This is a genomic window from Mesorhizobium amorphae (genome assembly GCF_014843845.1).
Lineage (GTDB): Bacteria > Pseudomonadota > Alphaproteobacteria > Rhizobiales > Rhizobiaceae > Mesorhizobium > Mesorhizobium amorphae_A.
This window is the reverse complement of the sequence record NZ_JHQS01000051.1, coordinates 272,884-288,153: the sequence shown is the minus strand read 5'-3', so window position 1 is coordinate 288,153 and position 15,270 is coordinate 272,884. Positions and strand designations below refer to the sequence as shown.

14 protein-coding genes and 1 pseudogene are annotated in these 15,270 nt (G+C 63.9%); 6 read left to right on the top strand and 9 right to left on the bottom strand.

What is annotated here, in order from left to right; all coding sequences use genetic code 11:
* Positions 1-102: 102 nt before the first annotated feature.
* On the top strand, positions 103-1,905 hold the full coding sequence (locus DH08_RS19745) for an NAD(P)/FAD-dependent oxidoreductase (RefSeq protein WP_192180914.1): 1,803 nt from the start codon (positions 103-105) through the stop codon (positions 1,903-1,905).
* Between the two features lie 74 nt (positions 1,906-1,979).
* On the opposite strand, the gene DH08_RS19740 is transcribed toward DH08_RS19745, so the two are convergent.
* The 3 genes from DH08_RS19740 to tmpA form a co-directional block, all read right to left on the bottom strand.
* Entirely contained in the window at positions 1,980-3,140 is a 1,161-nt protein-coding gene (locus DH08_RS19740) for a PcfJ domain-containing protein (RefSeq protein ID WP_192180913.1), read from the bottom strand.
* A 709-nt stretch (positions 3,141-3,849) separates the two neighbouring features.
* Positions 3,850-4,434, bottom strand: a complete 585-nt coding sequence (gene tmpB / locus DH08_RS19735) for a (R)-1-hydroxy-2-trimethylaminoethylphosphonate oxygenase (RefSeq protein ID WP_192180912.1) — start codon at positions 4,432-4,434, stop codon at positions 3,850-3,852.
* Positions 4,431-5,582, bottom strand: a complete 1,152-nt coding sequence (tmpA, locus tag DH08_RS19730) for a 2-trimethylaminoethylphosphonate dioxygenase (protein WP_192180911.1) — start codon at positions 5,580-5,582, stop codon at positions 4,431-4,433. Before tmpA ends, tmpB begins: the two co-directional genes overlap by 4 nt.
* A gap of 106 nt (positions 5,583-5,688) precedes the next feature.
* Here tmpA and DH08_RS19725 point away from each other — a divergent pair, with 106 nt between their 5' ends.
* Positions 5,689-6,570: a LysR family transcriptional regulator gene (locus DH08_RS19725; RefSeq protein ID WP_192180910.1), complete on the top strand. Its 882-nt coding sequence runs from the start codon at positions 5,689-5,691 to the stop codon at positions 6,568-6,570.
* A gap of 2 nt (positions 6,571-6,572) precedes the next feature.
* Here DH08_RS19725 and DH08_RS36505 read toward each other — a convergent pair whose 3' ends face one another.
* Positions 6,573-6,902 (bottom strand): GNAT family N-acetyltransferase, encoded by a 330-nt coding sequence (locus DH08_RS36505; RefSeq protein WP_246800931.1) that lies wholly within the window; start codon positions 6,900-6,902, stop codon positions 6,573-6,575.
* Between DH08_RS36505 and DH08_RS36500 the strand changes: the two genes are divergently transcribed.
* Entirely contained in the window at positions 6,823-7,122 is a 300-nt protein-coding gene (locus DH08_RS36500; RefSeq protein ID WP_246800941.1) for a hypothetical protein, read from the top strand. The two genes, DH08_RS36505 and DH08_RS36500, sit on opposite strands and share 80 nt — an antisense overlap.
* Before the next feature lie 45 nt (positions 7,123-7,167).
* Here the strand turns inward: DH08_RS36500 and DH08_RS19715 are convergent, their stop codons facing one another.
* Together DH08_RS19715 and DH08_RS19710 are read right to left on the bottom strand one after the other, a co-directional pair.
* The gene (locus tag DH08_RS19715) at positions 7,168-7,500 is read right to left on the bottom strand and encodes a hypothetical protein (protein WP_192180909.1); all 333 of its coding nucleotides are present in this window, start codon (positions 7,498-7,500) and stop codon (positions 7,168-7,170) included.
* Between the two features lie 4 nt (positions 7,501-7,504).
* Positions 7,505-8,046, bottom strand: a pseudogene (locus DH08_RS19710) (helix-turn-helix domain-containing protein).
* 153 nt (positions 8,047-8,199) lie between these two features.
* Here DH08_RS19710 and DH08_RS19705 point away from each other — a divergent pair.
* Positions 8,200-10,032 (top strand): ATP-binding protein, encoded by a 1,833-nt coding sequence (locus DH08_RS19705; RefSeq protein WP_192180908.1) that lies wholly within the window; start codon positions 8,200-8,202, stop codon positions 10,030-10,032.
* Between the two features lie 216 nt (positions 10,033-10,248).
* Here the strand turns inward: DH08_RS19705 and DH08_RS19700 are convergent, their stop codons facing one another.
* Both DH08_RS19700 and miaA read right to left on the bottom strand, forming a co-directional pair.
* Positions 10,249-11,040 (bottom strand): GGDEF domain-containing protein, encoded by a 792-nt coding sequence (locus DH08_RS19700; RefSeq protein WP_192180907.1) that lies wholly within the window; start codon positions 11,038-11,040, stop codon positions 10,249-10,251.
* Between the two features lie 127 nt (positions 11,041-11,167).
* Positions 11,168-12,112 (bottom strand): tRNA (adenosine(37)-N6)-dimethylallyltransferase MiaA, encoded by a 945-nt coding sequence (miaA, locus tag DH08_RS19695; RefSeq protein ID WP_192181047.1) that lies wholly within the window; start codon positions 12,110-12,112, stop codon positions 11,168-11,170.
* On the opposite strand from miaA, the gene serB reads away from it, so the two are divergent.
* Together serB and DH08_RS19685 are read left to right on the top strand one after the other, a co-directional pair.
* A complete protein-coding gene (serB, locus tag DH08_RS19690) occupies positions 12,102-12,989 on the top strand; it encodes a phosphoserine phosphatase SerB (RefSeq protein WP_192180906.1) in 888 nt (295 codons plus the stop codon). The two genes, miaA and serB, sit on opposite strands and share 11 nt — an antisense overlap.
* Positions 12,986-13,558 (top strand): GNAT family N-acetyltransferase, encoded by a 573-nt coding sequence (locus tag DH08_RS19685; RefSeq protein WP_192180905.1) that lies wholly within the window; start codon positions 12,986-12,988, stop codon positions 13,556-13,558. Before serB ends, DH08_RS19685 begins: the two co-directional genes overlap by 4 nt.
* A gap of 45 nt (positions 13,559-13,603) precedes the next feature.
* Here DH08_RS19685 and DH08_RS19680 read toward each other — a convergent pair whose 3' ends face one another.
* On the bottom strand, positions 13,604-15,121 hold the full coding sequence (locus DH08_RS19680) for a DegQ family serine endoprotease (protein WP_192180904.1): 1,518 nt from the start codon (positions 15,119-15,121) through the stop codon (positions 13,604-13,606).
* Positions 15,122-15,270: the final 149 nt, after the last annotated feature.

The following is a 15,270-nucleotide window of genomic DNA, read 5'->3' as shown; positions in this document are numbered from 1 at the left end:
CGTGACGCGATGGCGGTTTTGGCGAAATACTTTCGCCGCGCCGGACAATGCCCCCGCCACCCGCTCACCCAAGAAGCGATCCCAAGACCCCGGAGGAAACTGATGCTGGAAAAGGCCCCGAACAAGAAGCTTGCCGACCTGCTCGACAAATTCGGCAAGGCTCTCTCCGCCGGCGATATCGACAAGGCCGTCGCCTGTTTTCAGGGCGACTGCTACTGGCGCGATCTCGTCACCTTCACCTGGAACATCAAGACCATGGAAGGCCGCGACCAGGTGCGCGACATGCTGGTCAGCCAGCTGGCGAAAACGAAACCTTCGAACTGGGCGATCGCCGAGGGCGAGGACGCCACCGAAAGCGACGGGTTGCTCGAAGGCTGGATCAGCTTCGAAACGGAAGTGGCGCGCGGCTTCGGCCATATCAGACTGAAGGACGGCAAGATCTGGACGCTGCTCACCACCATGGTCGAGTTGAAGGGCCACGAGGAGCCGGCGGGCTTCGCCCGGCCGATGGGCGCCAAGCATGGCCACGGCAAGAACCGCCCGACCTGGAAGGAAGAACGCGAGAAGGAAGCCGCCGAACTCGGCTTCAAGACGCAGCCGCACACGCTGATCATCGGCGGCGGCCAAGGCGGCATCGCGCTCGGCGCGCGGCTGCGGCAGCTCGGCGTGCCGACCATCATCGTCGAGAAGAACGAGCGCGCCGGCGACAGCTGGCGCAAGCGCTACAAGTCTCTCTGCCTGCACGACCCGGTCTGGTACGACCATCTGCCCTATATCGATTTTCCCAGGAACTGGCCGGTCTTCTCGCCCAAGGACAAGATCGGCGACTGGCTGGAAATGTACACCAAGGTCATGGAGCTGAACTACTGGTCCTCGACCGAGGCCAGGAGCGCTACCTATGACGACAAGAAGAAGGAATGGACCGTCATCGTGCACCGCGACGGCAAGGACATCACGCTGAAGCCGAAGCAACTGGTGCTGGCGACGGGACAATCCGGCAAGGCCAACATGCCAAACTTCAAGGGCATGGACAGCTTCAAGGGCGATCAGCACCATTCCTCGCAGCACCCCGGCCCGGATGCCTATGCCGGCAAGCGCGCCGTCGTCATCGGCTCGAACAATTCAGCCCACGACATCGCCGCGGCCCTTTGGGAGGCCGGCGCCGAAGTCACCATGGTGCAGCGCTCGACCACCCATATCTCCAGATCCGACACGCTGATGGAAATCGGTCTGGGGGCGCTTTACTCGGAAAAGGCCGTGCAAGGCGGCATGACCACGGCCAAGGCAGACCTCATCTTTGCCTCGCTGCCCTACAAGATCCTGCATGAATTCCAGATCCCGGCCTACGCCGACATGAAGAAGCGCGATGCCGAATTCTACAAGGGCCTGGAAAAGGCCGGCTTCATGCTCGACTGGGGCGATGACGAGTCCGGCCTGTTCATGAAGTACCTCAGGCGCGGCTCCGGCTACTATATCGACGTCGGCGCGTCCGACCTGATAATCGACGGTTCGATCAAGCTGAAAAGCGGCGCCGAGGTCAAGGAGATCAAGGAACATTCGGTCCTGCTCAGCGACGGATCGGAACTGCCGGCCGACCTCATCGTCTATGCCACCGGCTACGGCTCGATGAATGGTTGGGCGGCCGACCTCATTTCCCGAGAGGTCGCCGACAAGGTCGGCAAATGCTGGGGTCTCGGCTCCAGCACCACCAAGGACCCGGGGCCCTGGGAAGGCGAATTGCGCAACATGTGGAAGCCGACGCAGCAGGAAGCGCTCTGGTTCCACGGCGGCAATCTGCACCAGTCGCGCCACTATTCGCAGTTCCTGTCGCTGCAGCTCAAGGCGCGGCATGAAGGCATCCCGACGCCGGTCTACGGGCTGCAGCAGGTGCACCACAAAGGCTAGTCCGCTATCCCGCTTGTGCAACCAGGAAGGCATAACCCGCGCGGCGTTTTCCGCCGCGCGGGTCTTCCGTTTTTTCAGGCCCTGAGCACCACGCCCCTCGCCTTGGCCCAGCGCTCGACGACCTTGCACTCCTCCGCCGAAGCGACGCGATTGCCGAAACCGCGCACCTGCACCGCACGGTTTTGCGGATCGAGCTCGATCGTCAGCAGCCGCTCGATCCTGCCGAGCGCCGTGCGCCGCAGCACCCAGATCGAGGCGTAGCCGGCGATGCATTTGGCCGCGTACATCGAGACGCAGTGATGCATCGCCCGGCTCTCGGCAACCAGGTCCTCGGCCGTCTTCAGCTGGCGAACGAAGAAGCGCTCGCCATGCGCCTTCGCCTCCTTGGCCGACGGCTTCCACTCCCAGTCCTCGAGACGCGAGCCGTCCCAGGCGCGGCTCTCCGACTGCGGTCCGGCAGTACGTGGAGCCCGCCCGGCGGCGCGGCGGCGTATTGCCTCGATGCGTTCGATCGCGGCAATGTCGCGGTGCCATTCCAGCATCTGCCGGCGCAGCGAGGCGAGCGTGCGGCCCTTCAGGCTGTACGCCGCGTCGCGCTGGTGCATGGCGCCGATATAGTCGCAGAGATCGTCGATCTCCTCCTTCGAGGCAGGATGCCCGCAGAAGAACCGCGTCACCTCACGCCAGAAGGCCAACTCGCCGCGCGGCGTGCGCGCGATCTTCGTCCGCGCAAGGCGGGCGGCCAACCCGGGATCATCCGTGTAGGACCGCGCGATCGCCAACCAGAACGCCTCGTCGAAGGTGAAATCGCCGGCCACGTTCAGGAAGCAATGCACCTCCTTGCGCGACAGCCATGCATTGGCGCCCGCCTTGTACAGCGAGTCGCCACGCGCGACCGCGATGTACCAGGCCTTGCGGAGCGCCACCTCATTGGCATCCAGCCCCGAACCGTCCAGCCAGATGGCCTCGAGCGCGACTGAGACCGGGTAGCGCGCATAGAGATGGCGCGCCGCGGCCAGCCGCAAGCGCGCGCGGTCGCGCGTCTTCAGCTTCGGACGCCACAGCGCGCCGTCGCGGATCGCGACGCCGGCAAAGCCCCGGCGTGCCTCATCAAGCGCCCGCTCGAAATCCGGAGCGGGACGCGGGACGTGGGAAACCCGCCGCAGCGTTGCGGCATATGCTTCAATGCGTTCGCGCTCGGCGTCCTGCCTGCGCTGGATCATGGACTTTGCCATGGCCGTTCTTCCTGATTGGAACCCTGTCAGCCGCACGCAATTCCAGCGTCGGCACGGACTGTGTCGATCTGGATTGCCGGGACATTGACAGGTCTCCTTTCAGGAAGACGGGTTAGGAATGGGCAGCGTCTCTACGCCCACGACGAGCTCGACACAAGGCCTATTCTTCAATGATTACAATGGTCTGGCGAGGTGTTGCAAAGCCGCATCTCAGCCCTTCGGGCAGCCGTCAACGTCGGCAGGGAGCTCTCGGCTCCCACCGTTTTGAACGTCGATGCATCGCGAACCAGACGACAACCACGCGTCGCAGCGCGGCGGTCCTCAGATTGTCAGGAAGTGGGAACCCGCTGTGGGCGCGGATCAGCCCGACTCTCCGCCGCGGAGGCGCAAAATGCGTGAACAAGATCTCATCGTCGCCTCCATCAAAAGCGTGGTTGACACGGTGCGGCTAATGAAAAGGAAGGCCGCATGCCGGGCGCGGCTAATACATCGGAACAAGCGCAGCAGCAAGACCGCGAACGTGCCTGGCATCGGCGGGTTCGAACGAGCCGGCAGCGGCGCTGGGCTCGCCGCGGGAAGCGGTCGGCAGCGATACGGGAGCACTTGCGGCAGGCAGGCGCTCGCGGCAGTCATACGGCCGGGATGCAGTCACCACGCTTTCGCCGTCGAAGCAAAAACACATGGTCCGTCTCCTCCAGTGAGGGTTGCGTCAGGCGCGATCGCGAAACTCGCGAACGACGCGCTGCAGCAGCGGCACGTAGTCGCGAAAAGTCCGCGTCTTCATGTTGGCGATCTTGCCGCCCTCGTCCCAGATGCGGACGCGTACCGCTTCTTCGTGGAACGGGTTCTTGCGAAACTCCGCCACCTCTTCGGCGCTCATGGGGCCGCCTTGCAACGACAGCGTATGGACCGAGGCCTGCGAGAGCTTGCCGAAATAGGTCGGATCGGTGGCGCACAGATAGCGCTTGGCCGAGACGTGCAGCCTGACGCATTCGACGATCACCGGCGGAAAGAACGGCGCCAGTACTTCGCCGCCGGCCTCGTCATGGTGCTTGTCCTCGACATCGTCGGGCGAGTAGGTGCCGAACTCGCTGGTGTAGTGGCCGATATCGTGCAGCAGCGCGGCCGCCACCAGCACGTCGGGCGCGCCGTCCTGCTCGGCGAGCCAGGCGCCCTGCAGCATATGCTCGGACATCGTCACCGGCTCGCCGAGATAGGACTCGGCACCCCGGCGTTCGAAGATGTCGGCGATGAACTCGACGATGTTGTCCGCGTTCAGATCCTGGCCGCTCATTCCGCCGCCTCCCGGAAACCGTGCTCGATCGCCGCAAGCGTCGACAGCAGGCCGTCCTTGTCGGCGTAGCAGCCTTGCAGCCAGCGCTTGCCGGTTCCGGAAAACGCCTTGCGCGCATGCATGACGCGGGTGTTGTCGACGATGAAGGCCTGCCCGGCCTCGAGCTTGAACGTCACTTCGAAACGGGGATCCTCGATCAGTTCGGCGAACCGGCGATAGGCCGCATAGTATTTGCCCATCTCGGCGAATGGCACGTCGACGGCAGGCGCCAGCGAGCGGTTGTTGAAACGAATGCAGATGAGTTCGCCATCCGGCCCAAGCTCGATCATCGGCCGCTTGGCCTGCAGCCGCACGCCCGACGAGCCGGCATATTCGAAGCGCGCCGGATAGGAGCTCAGCAGACGGAACCCTTCCGGGTTCTCGGTCTGCAGCGCCTCGGCGACCGCGAACCCGTCGACGACACTGGACTCGCCGCCCTCCACCGTATTCTCGATGCAGGACAGGATCTGCAGCGTCGGCACCGGATCGCGATAGGGATTGTCGGTGTGCGCCTGCAGGCCGAGATTGGTGTAGGCGAGATTGCTCGGATTGACCTCGGCGCGCACCTCGAACCAGCGCCCGTAATTGGTCTCCCTGATATAGCCGAACAGGTCGGACACCTTGCAAAGCGCGCCGGATTCGGCCGGCAGGCCATCCATCACCGCAAAACCGAAGCGCCTCACAGCCGAGAGCCATTCGCGCAGCGTTTCGCGATCATGACTGGCGGCGGCGTAGCCGGCGCGCGGCACCGAATTCTGCATCGTCGCCCTGGTCCAGCGCTCGACCGCATCGCTCGTCCAGCCTCCTTTGCGCAACTCGACGCGGTCGTAGGCGTGCGCGCCAAGCCATTCCGCTGGAAAGCTGACCGTCTTTCCTTCCGGCATAAAGGTAAGCTCCAGGGCACCGGGCTTGATCAGGGCCGCGCCGATGCGCGTATCGGCGGGAACGTCGAGAATGGTGATCAGACGTTGGCCGTTGCCGGCGCTGCGCGTCTTGTCGTCGAGCGCATTGTCGCGCAGCCACATTGCGTGAAAGCGGGTGCGCGTCCCATTCTCCCAGCCAAGTTCGATCGTTCTTCCTTCGTCGCCGATGAGCGCGTGAGTCAGCATGGAGATCCGTTCCTGTTGCCTTGGTCCGCAGGGTTCGATTGCATGCTGGCCGCCTGACAGGCATAATTCAAATTATGATTTTTCGGCCAATGACCAAAGAGAGCTAATGGCTCGGATTCCGGCTTTGCCCCCTCTCGATTGGCTGCGCAGTTTCGAGGCGGCGGCGCGACTATCGAATTTCACGGCCGCGGCGACCGAGCTCGGCCTGACACAGGCGGCCGTCAGCCAGCACATCCGGTCTCTCGAGGAACGGTTGAAGGTCCGGCTGTTTTCACGGCTGGCGCGCGGCGTCGCGCTATCGCCGGAGGGCGCTGCTTACCTGCCTCACATCCAGTCGGCGTTCGCCACCATCGGCAACAGCACCACGGAATTGTTCGAGCCGCGCGCCATCCAGACCGTCACCATTCGAGTACCGATCTCCTTTGCGCTGCTGGTGTTGGTGCCTTCGCTACCCGATCTCGCGAAGGCTCTTCCGCAGATCCAGCTCGACATGGTGACGATCCATCGGCCGACGGATTACGATCAGCCTGGCCTGGCGCTCGACATTCGCTTCGGCAACGGAGCCTTTCCCGGCCGCGAAGCCGACAGGCTGACCATCGAGCGGCTTGTGCCGGTGGCCTCCCCGACCCTCGCCGGCAATCCCGACTGGACCTCGCTGCCTTTGCTTCTGGTCGCCGGAGCGCGTGAAATGTGGGCGGAATGGTTCGCCGCCGCCGGCGTGCCGGGACACCCGAGGCGCTCGCACCGCTTCGACAGTTTCGTTGCCGCCATGGAAGCGGCCAAGGCCGGCGCCGGCGTGCTGCTGGGTTCACGGCCGATGATCGACGCCGCGCTCGCCGGCAAACATCTGGTCAGGCTCTCCGACTTCGAACTCTCGAGCAGCTCCGGGCATTTCCTGACACGGGCGTCGGCCGCACCGCTGACGCGCGCCGAACAAGACTTCCGTCAGTGGCTTCTGTCGCGCCTCGCCGGCGCGGCGTCGACGTAAAGTCAGCGACGCCGACCGATGCGCTTCCAGTAGATGAGCGTGCCGGTCAGTCCGCCATGCGGCTTCAACGCAAAGTCCGGGATTTCGCCGGCGAGCGTGAACCCGAGTTTTTCGTAGAGGCCGCAAGCGCCCTCCTCTGTCGCCGTGTCCAACACCAGCAGGGTCCGGTCCATCTCGACGGCAAGATCCTCCGCGGCCCGCATCAGCCGGGTCGCCACGCCCTTGCCACGATGGGCGAGCCGGGTCATCAGCTTGGCGATCTCGGGCCCGGTGCGGCTGGTTGGGAGGAAAGTCGAGCAGCAAGGTGACGGTGCCGACCAGAGCCTCGCCATCCCAAGCACCCAGCACAACCCTCTCGCCGCGCGCCGCCGCCGCGAGGGACTGGCCCCAGAATGCCTCCGCCGCTTCTCGCGCCAGCGGATGCATGAAGCTGACCGATCCGCCGGCAGCAACCGTTTCGACCAGCAGGTCGGCCAGCATTTTCTCGGTTTCCGCATCGTGGCTCAAAACCTTGATTTCGATGGAACTCATGCTTTGCCGTGTGTCCTTTGAAGCAGTGACTATCGGTGGTGCGGTGGGAGCAGTTCGAGGTCGGCGTCATTCGAAGTGGTTGAAGCGCCTTCGCTTCCGCGCCCGGCGGATTTCGGCGATGCGTTCGGTGTCTTCCTCCTGCAGGTGCCGGCCGCGCTCGAGGATTTCGAGCGTGTACTCCTCATAGGTCAGGCCGAGCCGCTCGGCCTTGTCCAGCCGCATCAGCATGATTTCGCGGTTTGGCGCTTTCCAGGCTTTCGCATGGGCTGCCTGCCAGGCGAAGAAGATAAAGGCGTCGCCCTTTCCCCAGGGTGGGCCGTCATAGTCGTCGAGCGGCGGCCCGCCATTGTCGGAGCGCTTGGGACGTCTCGCAACGCGATCACCCTCTGACCAGCGCAACCACCTAGTCGGCTGCCTCCGGTCCCGGGGCGTGGAAAGTGCAGTCGGACGGTGCGCCGAGCGCCAGGCAGTCGCCGGGCCGCAGATAGTGCACGACGTCGCCTTCGGTGAAATCGAGCCGCCCGCCGATCAGCCAGATCTGCTGCTTGATGAAGGCATAGGACGCTGCCGGGAAGCTGACCCTGGCACCCGCCGGCAGCCGCACCTTGATCAGTTCGAGCGGCATGTCCGAGGCTGGCGAGAGGTGGCGCCGGACATAACCCGTAGCTGGGTCGCGCCACACCGGCTGCTCGCTTTCGCGCAACAGGCCGCCGCCTTGCAGTTCCGCCCGCGCAATGAGTGTGGAAAGCGTCATACCGAAGGCCGCGGCGATGCGCACCAGCAGTGCCGCGGTCGGGCTGGTCTTGCCGCGCTCTATCGTGCTGAGCATGGCCTTGAGACGTCCGACCGTTCCGCAAGTTCCGCCAGGGACCAGTCCCGCAGCGCCCTTTCGGAGCGTATCTTCTTGCCGATGCTGGAAGAAGATACGTTCGCTATGTCGTTCATTCGTTCAATATACCGAAATCAACGGCGAGGAGAAGAGGCCGATAGATTGTATTTTCGTGCCAACCTTAACGCCGCCTACACCATCCGACCTCACCCGGCTTTAACCCCATTTGTGTAGGGTGGACGTTGCTGGGAATGGGGATCAGACCGCTTATGTTTGTCGAACGCGAAGCCTCCGTCGGAGAACCGACCTCGCAGGAGCGCCGCCACGCGGAACAGAACGACAAGCGCATCCTGGGCAATGTCGTGCAATGCGACGGCGCGCGCGCCACCATCAGCGCCTATGCCGACGACATTGAAGGTGCGATCACCGGCCTGTGGACGGTCGGCAAGATGATCTCGATCAATCTCGGCTCCACGCGAACCGTCGGCCTTGTCTATGAGATCGGCAAGTCGGACCGCGCCTGGAGCAATGAAGGCCAGAACCCGATCGAGGTCAGCATCGAGCTCATCGGTGAAGTGCGCGATGCCACCGAGCCCGGCGCCAAGCCGGTCTTCGATCGCGGCATCACCACCTATCCGCATATCGGCGCCATCGCCCACCGCATCCGCAGCCGCGACCTGCAGGCGGTCTACGATCTCGCCGGGCGTCATTCGATCACCATCGGTACGCTGTCGCAGGACGAGGCAATCGACGCCAACATCGCCATCGACGACACGCTGGCGCGTCACTTCGCCATTGTCGGAACCACCGGCGTCGGCAAGTCGACTGCCGTCTCGCTACTCCTGCGCAAGTCGATCGCCGCGCGGCCCGATTTGCGCATCCTCATCCTCGACCCGCACAACGAGTTTGCCGCCTCGCTGCCCGAACATTGCGTCAGGGTCGATTCGAAGACGCTGGACCTGCCCTTCTGGATGTTCAGGCTCGAGGAATTCGCCGAGGTGCTGTTTCGCGGCCGCGAGACGGTGGCGGAAGAAGTCGATGCCTTGCGCGATCTCATCCCCGCCGCCAAGAACCTCTATCGCAACCCTGGTTCCGGTACCTACCTGAGGCGTGGCAGCGACGCGCTGACGGCCGATACGCCGGTGCCCTACCGCATCGCCGATCTCATCAAGCAGATCGACGAGCGCATTGGTATGCTGGAAAGCAAGAACGACCGCCCCATCCTCAAATCGCTGAAGACCCGCATCGAATCGGCGGCGTCCGATCCGCGCTACCGCTTCATGTTCAACTCGCGCCTGATCGAGGACACGATCCACGAGACGATCGGCAACATCTTCCGTGTGCCGCACCACGGTCGTCCGGTCACCTGCTTCGAGATGGCCGGCATGCCGTCCGAAGTCGTCAACTCCGTCTGCTCGGTACTGGCGCGCCTGGCCTTCGACCTCGCTTTGTGGAGCGAAGGGAAGCTGCAACTGCTGCTGCTGTGCGAGGAAGCGCACCGCTACATGCCGGCCGATCCGCGCCTCGGCTTTGCGCCGACCAGGCACGCGCTGTCGCGCATCGCCAAGGAAGGCCGCAAATATGGCTGCTATCTCGGCGTCGTCACCCAGCGCCCGGGGGAACTCGATCCGACCATCCTGTCGCAATGCTCGACCTTCTTCGCCATGCGGCTCGCCAATGAGCAGGACCAGGCGATCATCCGTTCGGCGATCGCCGACTCCTCGGCCTCGACGCTCGCCTTCCTGTCTTCCATGGGCCAGCGCGAGGCCATCGCCTTCGGCGAGGGCGTGGCGACGACCATGCGGCTGAAATTCGAAAAACTGCCACAGGATCTGATCCCCGGCACGGGCAAGCGCGAGCAGGCCTCGTCGTCCGAGACCGGCGACGACGTCGATCTCGCGGCGATCGTCGAACGGCTGCGCAATGTGCCGAAACCGCAGCAGCAGATGGCATTCGCCGAGGTCGTCGATAGCGGCCGGCAGGCCGGCGACCCCGACTATCGCAAGCCGGCCACAACCCCGCGCATGCAACCGGACGACGATTTCGACCTGCGCTACGGCCTCAAGCCTTCCACTTTCGGGCTGCGCCCGCAGAACGATTGAGTCCCTGGCACTGGATCCTCCTGCCAACGATATTTGAGCTTCCAGGGGCTCAGCTTCGTTGGCCAGCGTGGGTAAATCCCATCAGTGAATTCGTCAGGCTGAGTCGGATGGTGCCGTTTTCGAGAACCGGAGCGGAGCGGACATTTAAGTCCGTGAGCACCGGAAGCACAGAAAACGGCAGCATACGGCCAGCATCGCGAATTCAATGATGGGATTTTAGGCGCAGACGCGATTGCGTCCCTGCCTCTTGGCTTCATAAAGCTGGCGGTCGGCGCGTCGGTAGAAATCCTCGGCCGTTTCCTTGCGGTCCCAGACGGCGAGGCCGACGCTGGTGGTGATCTTCAGCCGGACATTGCCCGACAGAACCGACATGTTGGCGATCGCCTTGCGGATGCGTTCGGCGAATTTGGAGAGCAGTTCGGCGTCCATGTTCGGCGTCACCACGGCGAACTCCTCGCCGCCGAGCCTCGCCACCACGTCGTGATAGCGGGTCATGCCCTTCAGGCAGCCGGCGACCGCCCTCAGCACCTCGTCGCCGACATCGTGGCCATGCGTGTCGTTGACCTGTTTGAAATGGTCGAGGTCGAGGATCATCAGCCCAACCGGCTTTTCGATGCGGCGGAATTCCTCGAGATATTCCTTCAGCGCATCGTCGAAATAGCGGCGGTTCTGCATGCCGGTCAGGCCGTCGGTCAGCGCTGCGTGCTCCAGTGTCTCCGAGCGCGCGCTGAGCGAGACGGTCATGGCGCGCAGCTTGCCCTCTTCCGTCGCCTGACCGCGGATCATCGGGTAAATGAAGAAGACGCCGAAGAACAGCGCCGTTGCCAGAAGCACGCCGGTCGCAAACAACAACTTGTTGAGATAGACGATCTTTTCGATGCGCGAGGCCGTATCCAGGTCGGTCGCGATGCCTTGCAGAAGACCATAGGCGTGCAGCGTCACCAGGCCGGCGGCCAGGATCACGAAAATAAACACGAAAAATGCGGATTCCGCTTTATGGAAACGCATTTGCTCCCCGTAGCAAAACTGCCCATCGACTTTATGACATGCTGCCGCCTTACGGAGGGTTAATCGGGACAACCTGAGCGGGAAGCTCGGTTTATTTCCAGTTTTCTAATTGCATTGGGAACGGGCATCAAACCGGGAGCGCCGCGCCGGCGGACGGATGCAATCGTTGCCATTCTGGCCCCAGCTGATGCCGAAACCACGTCGCCTGGCGCTTGGCATATTGCCGCGTCGCGATCTTGGCGCGCTCGATCGCCTCGGGAAAACCCATTTGCTCGGCCATTGCCGCCTGCAGCTCGCGAACGCCGATCGCCTTCATCGCCGGGAGATCCGGATCGAGGCCGAGAGCCACCAGCCGCTTGACCTCGTCCAGCGCTCCCTTGTCCAGCATCCGGTCGAACCGCGCCTCGATCCGCTCGACCAGTTCCGCCCGGTCCGGCTCGATCACCAGGAAGCGCGCGCTGTCGCGGTCGATCAGCGGCCGGCCGCGCGCCGCCTGCCAGTCCGCAATGGAGCGGCCCGAGGCGTCGAGCACTTCCAGCGCCCGCACGATGCGCTGGCTGTCGGTCGGTTTCAGCTGCATTGCGACCGCCGAATCCTCGCGCAGCAGGATGCTGTGCAGCCTGGCCGCGCCCTGCTCCTTGAGTTCATGGCGCCAGCGGTCGCGGATCGATTGCGGAATCTCGGGCATGTCCGAAATCCCTTCCGCAAGCGCCCTGAAGTAAAGCCCGGTGCCGCCGACGAAAATCACAGGCCGTTCGGAGAACGTGCCGTCGTCGATCAGCTTCGTCACGTCGCGCAGCCAGGCGCCGGTGGAATAGGCGACGGACGGATGGACATGGCCGTAGAGAAAATGCGGCACGCGGCCGAGTTCGGCGGCACTCGGGCGCGCCGTCAGCACATCGAGCACCGAATAGCCCTGCATCGAATCCGTGTTGACGATGATGCCGCCGCTACGTTCGGCGAGATCGAGCGCAAGCGCCGACTTGCCGCTGGCGGTCGGCCCGGCTATCAGGATCGCGTTCTTCACGCGGCCCTCACTCGCCTGCCCACCGGAATTTTCGATGCCCCTGATCGCCACGCTTGTGTCCCATCCCGAAGGCCGCGCAGTGTCGGCCGCGCTTGCGAATATGGCCTCACGGTCGGTCGGTGCAAGCGCTGTTCATTGGCTGGCCGAAGACATCGCCTGCGATCTCGTTTTGCCCGAGCAAGCCGAAGCCGGCGAAATGACCGCCAGGCTACGCACGGCACTGGCCTCCGAACCGGTCGACATCATCGTGCAGCCGGCCGACGGCAGGCGAAAGAAGATCCTGCTGGCCGACATGGATTCGACGATGATCGACCAGGAATGTATCGACGAACTGGCCGACGAGATCGGCGTCAAGGATCGCGTCGCGGCGATCACGGCGCGGTCGATGAACGGCGAGATCGCCTTCGAGCCGGCCTTGCGCGAGCGTGTCAGCCTGCTGAAGGGCCTCGACACGGCTGTCGTCGACCGCATCATCGCCAACCGGCTGACGTTGGCCTCCGGCGGGCGCGCGCTTGTCCAGACCATGAGGGCCAACGGTGCCTGGACGGCACTCGTCTCCGGCGGCTTCGATGTCTTCACCAGTCGCATCGCCGCCAAGCTCGGCTTCCAGGAAAACCGTGCCAACCGGCTGATCGAGGAGAACGATCTCTTCACCGGGCTCGTCGCCGAGCCGATCCTTGGCCGCGCCGCCAAGGCTGAAGCGCTGCTCGAAATTGCTGCCCGTCTCGACCTGACGCCGGCCGATGCCATTGCCGTCGGTGACGGCGCCAACGACCTCGACATGATCCGCCTCGCCGGCACCGGCGTCGCCCTGCACGCCAAGCCCACCGTAGCAGCCGAGGCAAAGGTCCGCATCGATCATGCCGACCTCACCGCGCTGCTCTATCTGCAGGGCTACCGTCGGGAGGACTTTGCCGAATGAAGCCGATGCGCACCGAGCGCCTGATCCTGCGCAATTGGGAGGATCGCGATCGCGCGCTTTTCCACCGCATCAACTCCGACGAACGCGTCATGGAATTCTTTCCGTTTCGCCGCGACCGTACCGCAGCCGACGCCAAAATGGACGAATTCAGGGACTGGATCGCGGAGGATGGTTACGGTTTCGCCGCAGCCGAGATCGCGGCCACCGGCGAGTGCATCGGCTTTGTCGGCCTCCTCGTCACCGATCATGTGCCCTCCCTGCCGGCCGGCACGATCGAGATCGGCTGGCGGCTGGCGCCCGAATTCTGGGGCAAGGGCTATGTGACCGAGGCGGCGGACGCCTGGCTGGCCTTTGGTTTCGAAACGCTTGATCTCGAGGAGATCGTTTCCTTCGCCGTGGCCGATAACCATCGCTCTACCGCCGTCATGAAACGCCTCGGCATGAGCGCCGACCCATCAAGCGACTTCGACCATCCCGATATTCCCGACAGCCACCCTTCGCTCAAGCGGCATGTCTTTTACCGGCTGTCGCGCCAAGACTGGCAGACAAGGAAAAGGGCGGCCCGTTAGCCGCCCTTTTCTTTTTCAATCAGACTATTGCTGGCTTTTCCGGACTCAATCCATCCGGATCGTCACGAACCGCAACTCACCGGTCTTCGACGCCAGCATCAAGAGCGCGTTCTTGCGGCCCTGCTCCTTCAGCGCGCCGATCCGGTCCATGACGTCCTTCGGCGTGGCAACCGATTCCTGCGCGATCTCCGTGATCACTTCGCCGGGCTGGATGCCGCGCTCGGCCGCGGCCGAATCCTTGGTGACGTCGGTGATGACGACACCCGACACGTCGGCGGCAATGCCGAATTTGGTCCGCGTCTCGTCGTTGAGCTCGCCGATCGTCATGCCAAGCACGGATGCCGTCGAAACCGCAGGCGCCTTGTCGCCATTGTCCTGGTCAGTATTGCTGCCGTCCTCGCCGCTGGCCAGCTTCTCGCCGTCCTCGAGCCGGCCGAGCGTGACCTTCACGGTCTGCTCGACGCCCTTGCGCACGATGATAACGTCCACCGCCTTGCCGACCGGGCTTTCGGCGACGACGCGCGGCAGGTCGCGCATCTCGTTGATGTCCTTGCCGTCGAATTTGATGATGACGTCACCGGCCAGGATGGTGCCGTTGTCGACCGGTCCGCCCTTGATCACGCCTGCCACCAGCGCGCCCTTGGCGGTCGCCATGCCGAGGCTCTCGGCAATGTCGTCGGTCACCGGCTGGATGCGCACGCCGAGCCAGCCGCGCCGCGTCTCGCCGAACTGGCGAAGCTGGTCGACGACGCCCGAGGCGAGCTGCGCGGGAATGGAGAAACCGATGCCGATCGAGCCCCCCGACGGCGAGATGATCGCCGTGTTGATGCCGATGACTTCCCCGACGCTGTTGAACAGCGGTCCGCCGGAATTGCCGCGATTGATGGCCGCGTCGGTCTGGATGAAGTCGTCATAGGGGCCGGAATTGATGTCGCGGTTGCGCGCCGAGACGATGCCGACCGTCACCGTGCCGCCGAGGCCGAACGGATTGCCGATCGCCATCACCCAATCGCCGACCCGCATTTTGGTGGAATCGCCGAACTTCACCGCCGTCAGCTTGTGACCCTTCGGATCGACCTTCAGCACCGCGACGTCGGTCTTGGTGTCGGTGCCGACCAGCGTCGCCTTCAGCGTCACGCCGTCTGAGAAATTCACCTCGATATCGTCGGCATCGGCGATGACGTGGTTGTTGGTCACGACGATGCCCTGCTCGGCGTCGATGACGAAGCCTGAGCCCAGCGACTGGACCTTCTGGGCGCCACCATCCTTGTCGCCGCCACGGTTCTTGAAGAAATCGTCGAAGAAATCCTGGAAGGGCGAGCCTTCCGGTAGTTGCGGCATCGGCACCGCGCCCGGTCCCTCCGAGCCTTTCACCGTCTGCGACGTCGAGATGTTGACCACGGCGCCAAGCAGCCCCTGGGCAAGGTCGGCGACCGAAGCCGGTCCGTCGGCGGCGATCGTCGGCGTGACGAAAGACGGGACCGCAAGCGAACCGACGAGAAGCGCGGCGGCGCCGGCGACAAATGTCCGCCTCGCAGCGCGCAGAACGGTCTTGGTTGTCATCGAGGGCCTCCGGATGTTTCTGAAAAGAAGAGCGCTTTCGCAAAAACGCCGCGTTGCGTCATGTTGGCAAAAAATACGGCACGTTTGCGGCTATGACTATCGGCTGAGGATAAATCCTCCGTTTACGCCGGGACTCATTTCCCTGACAC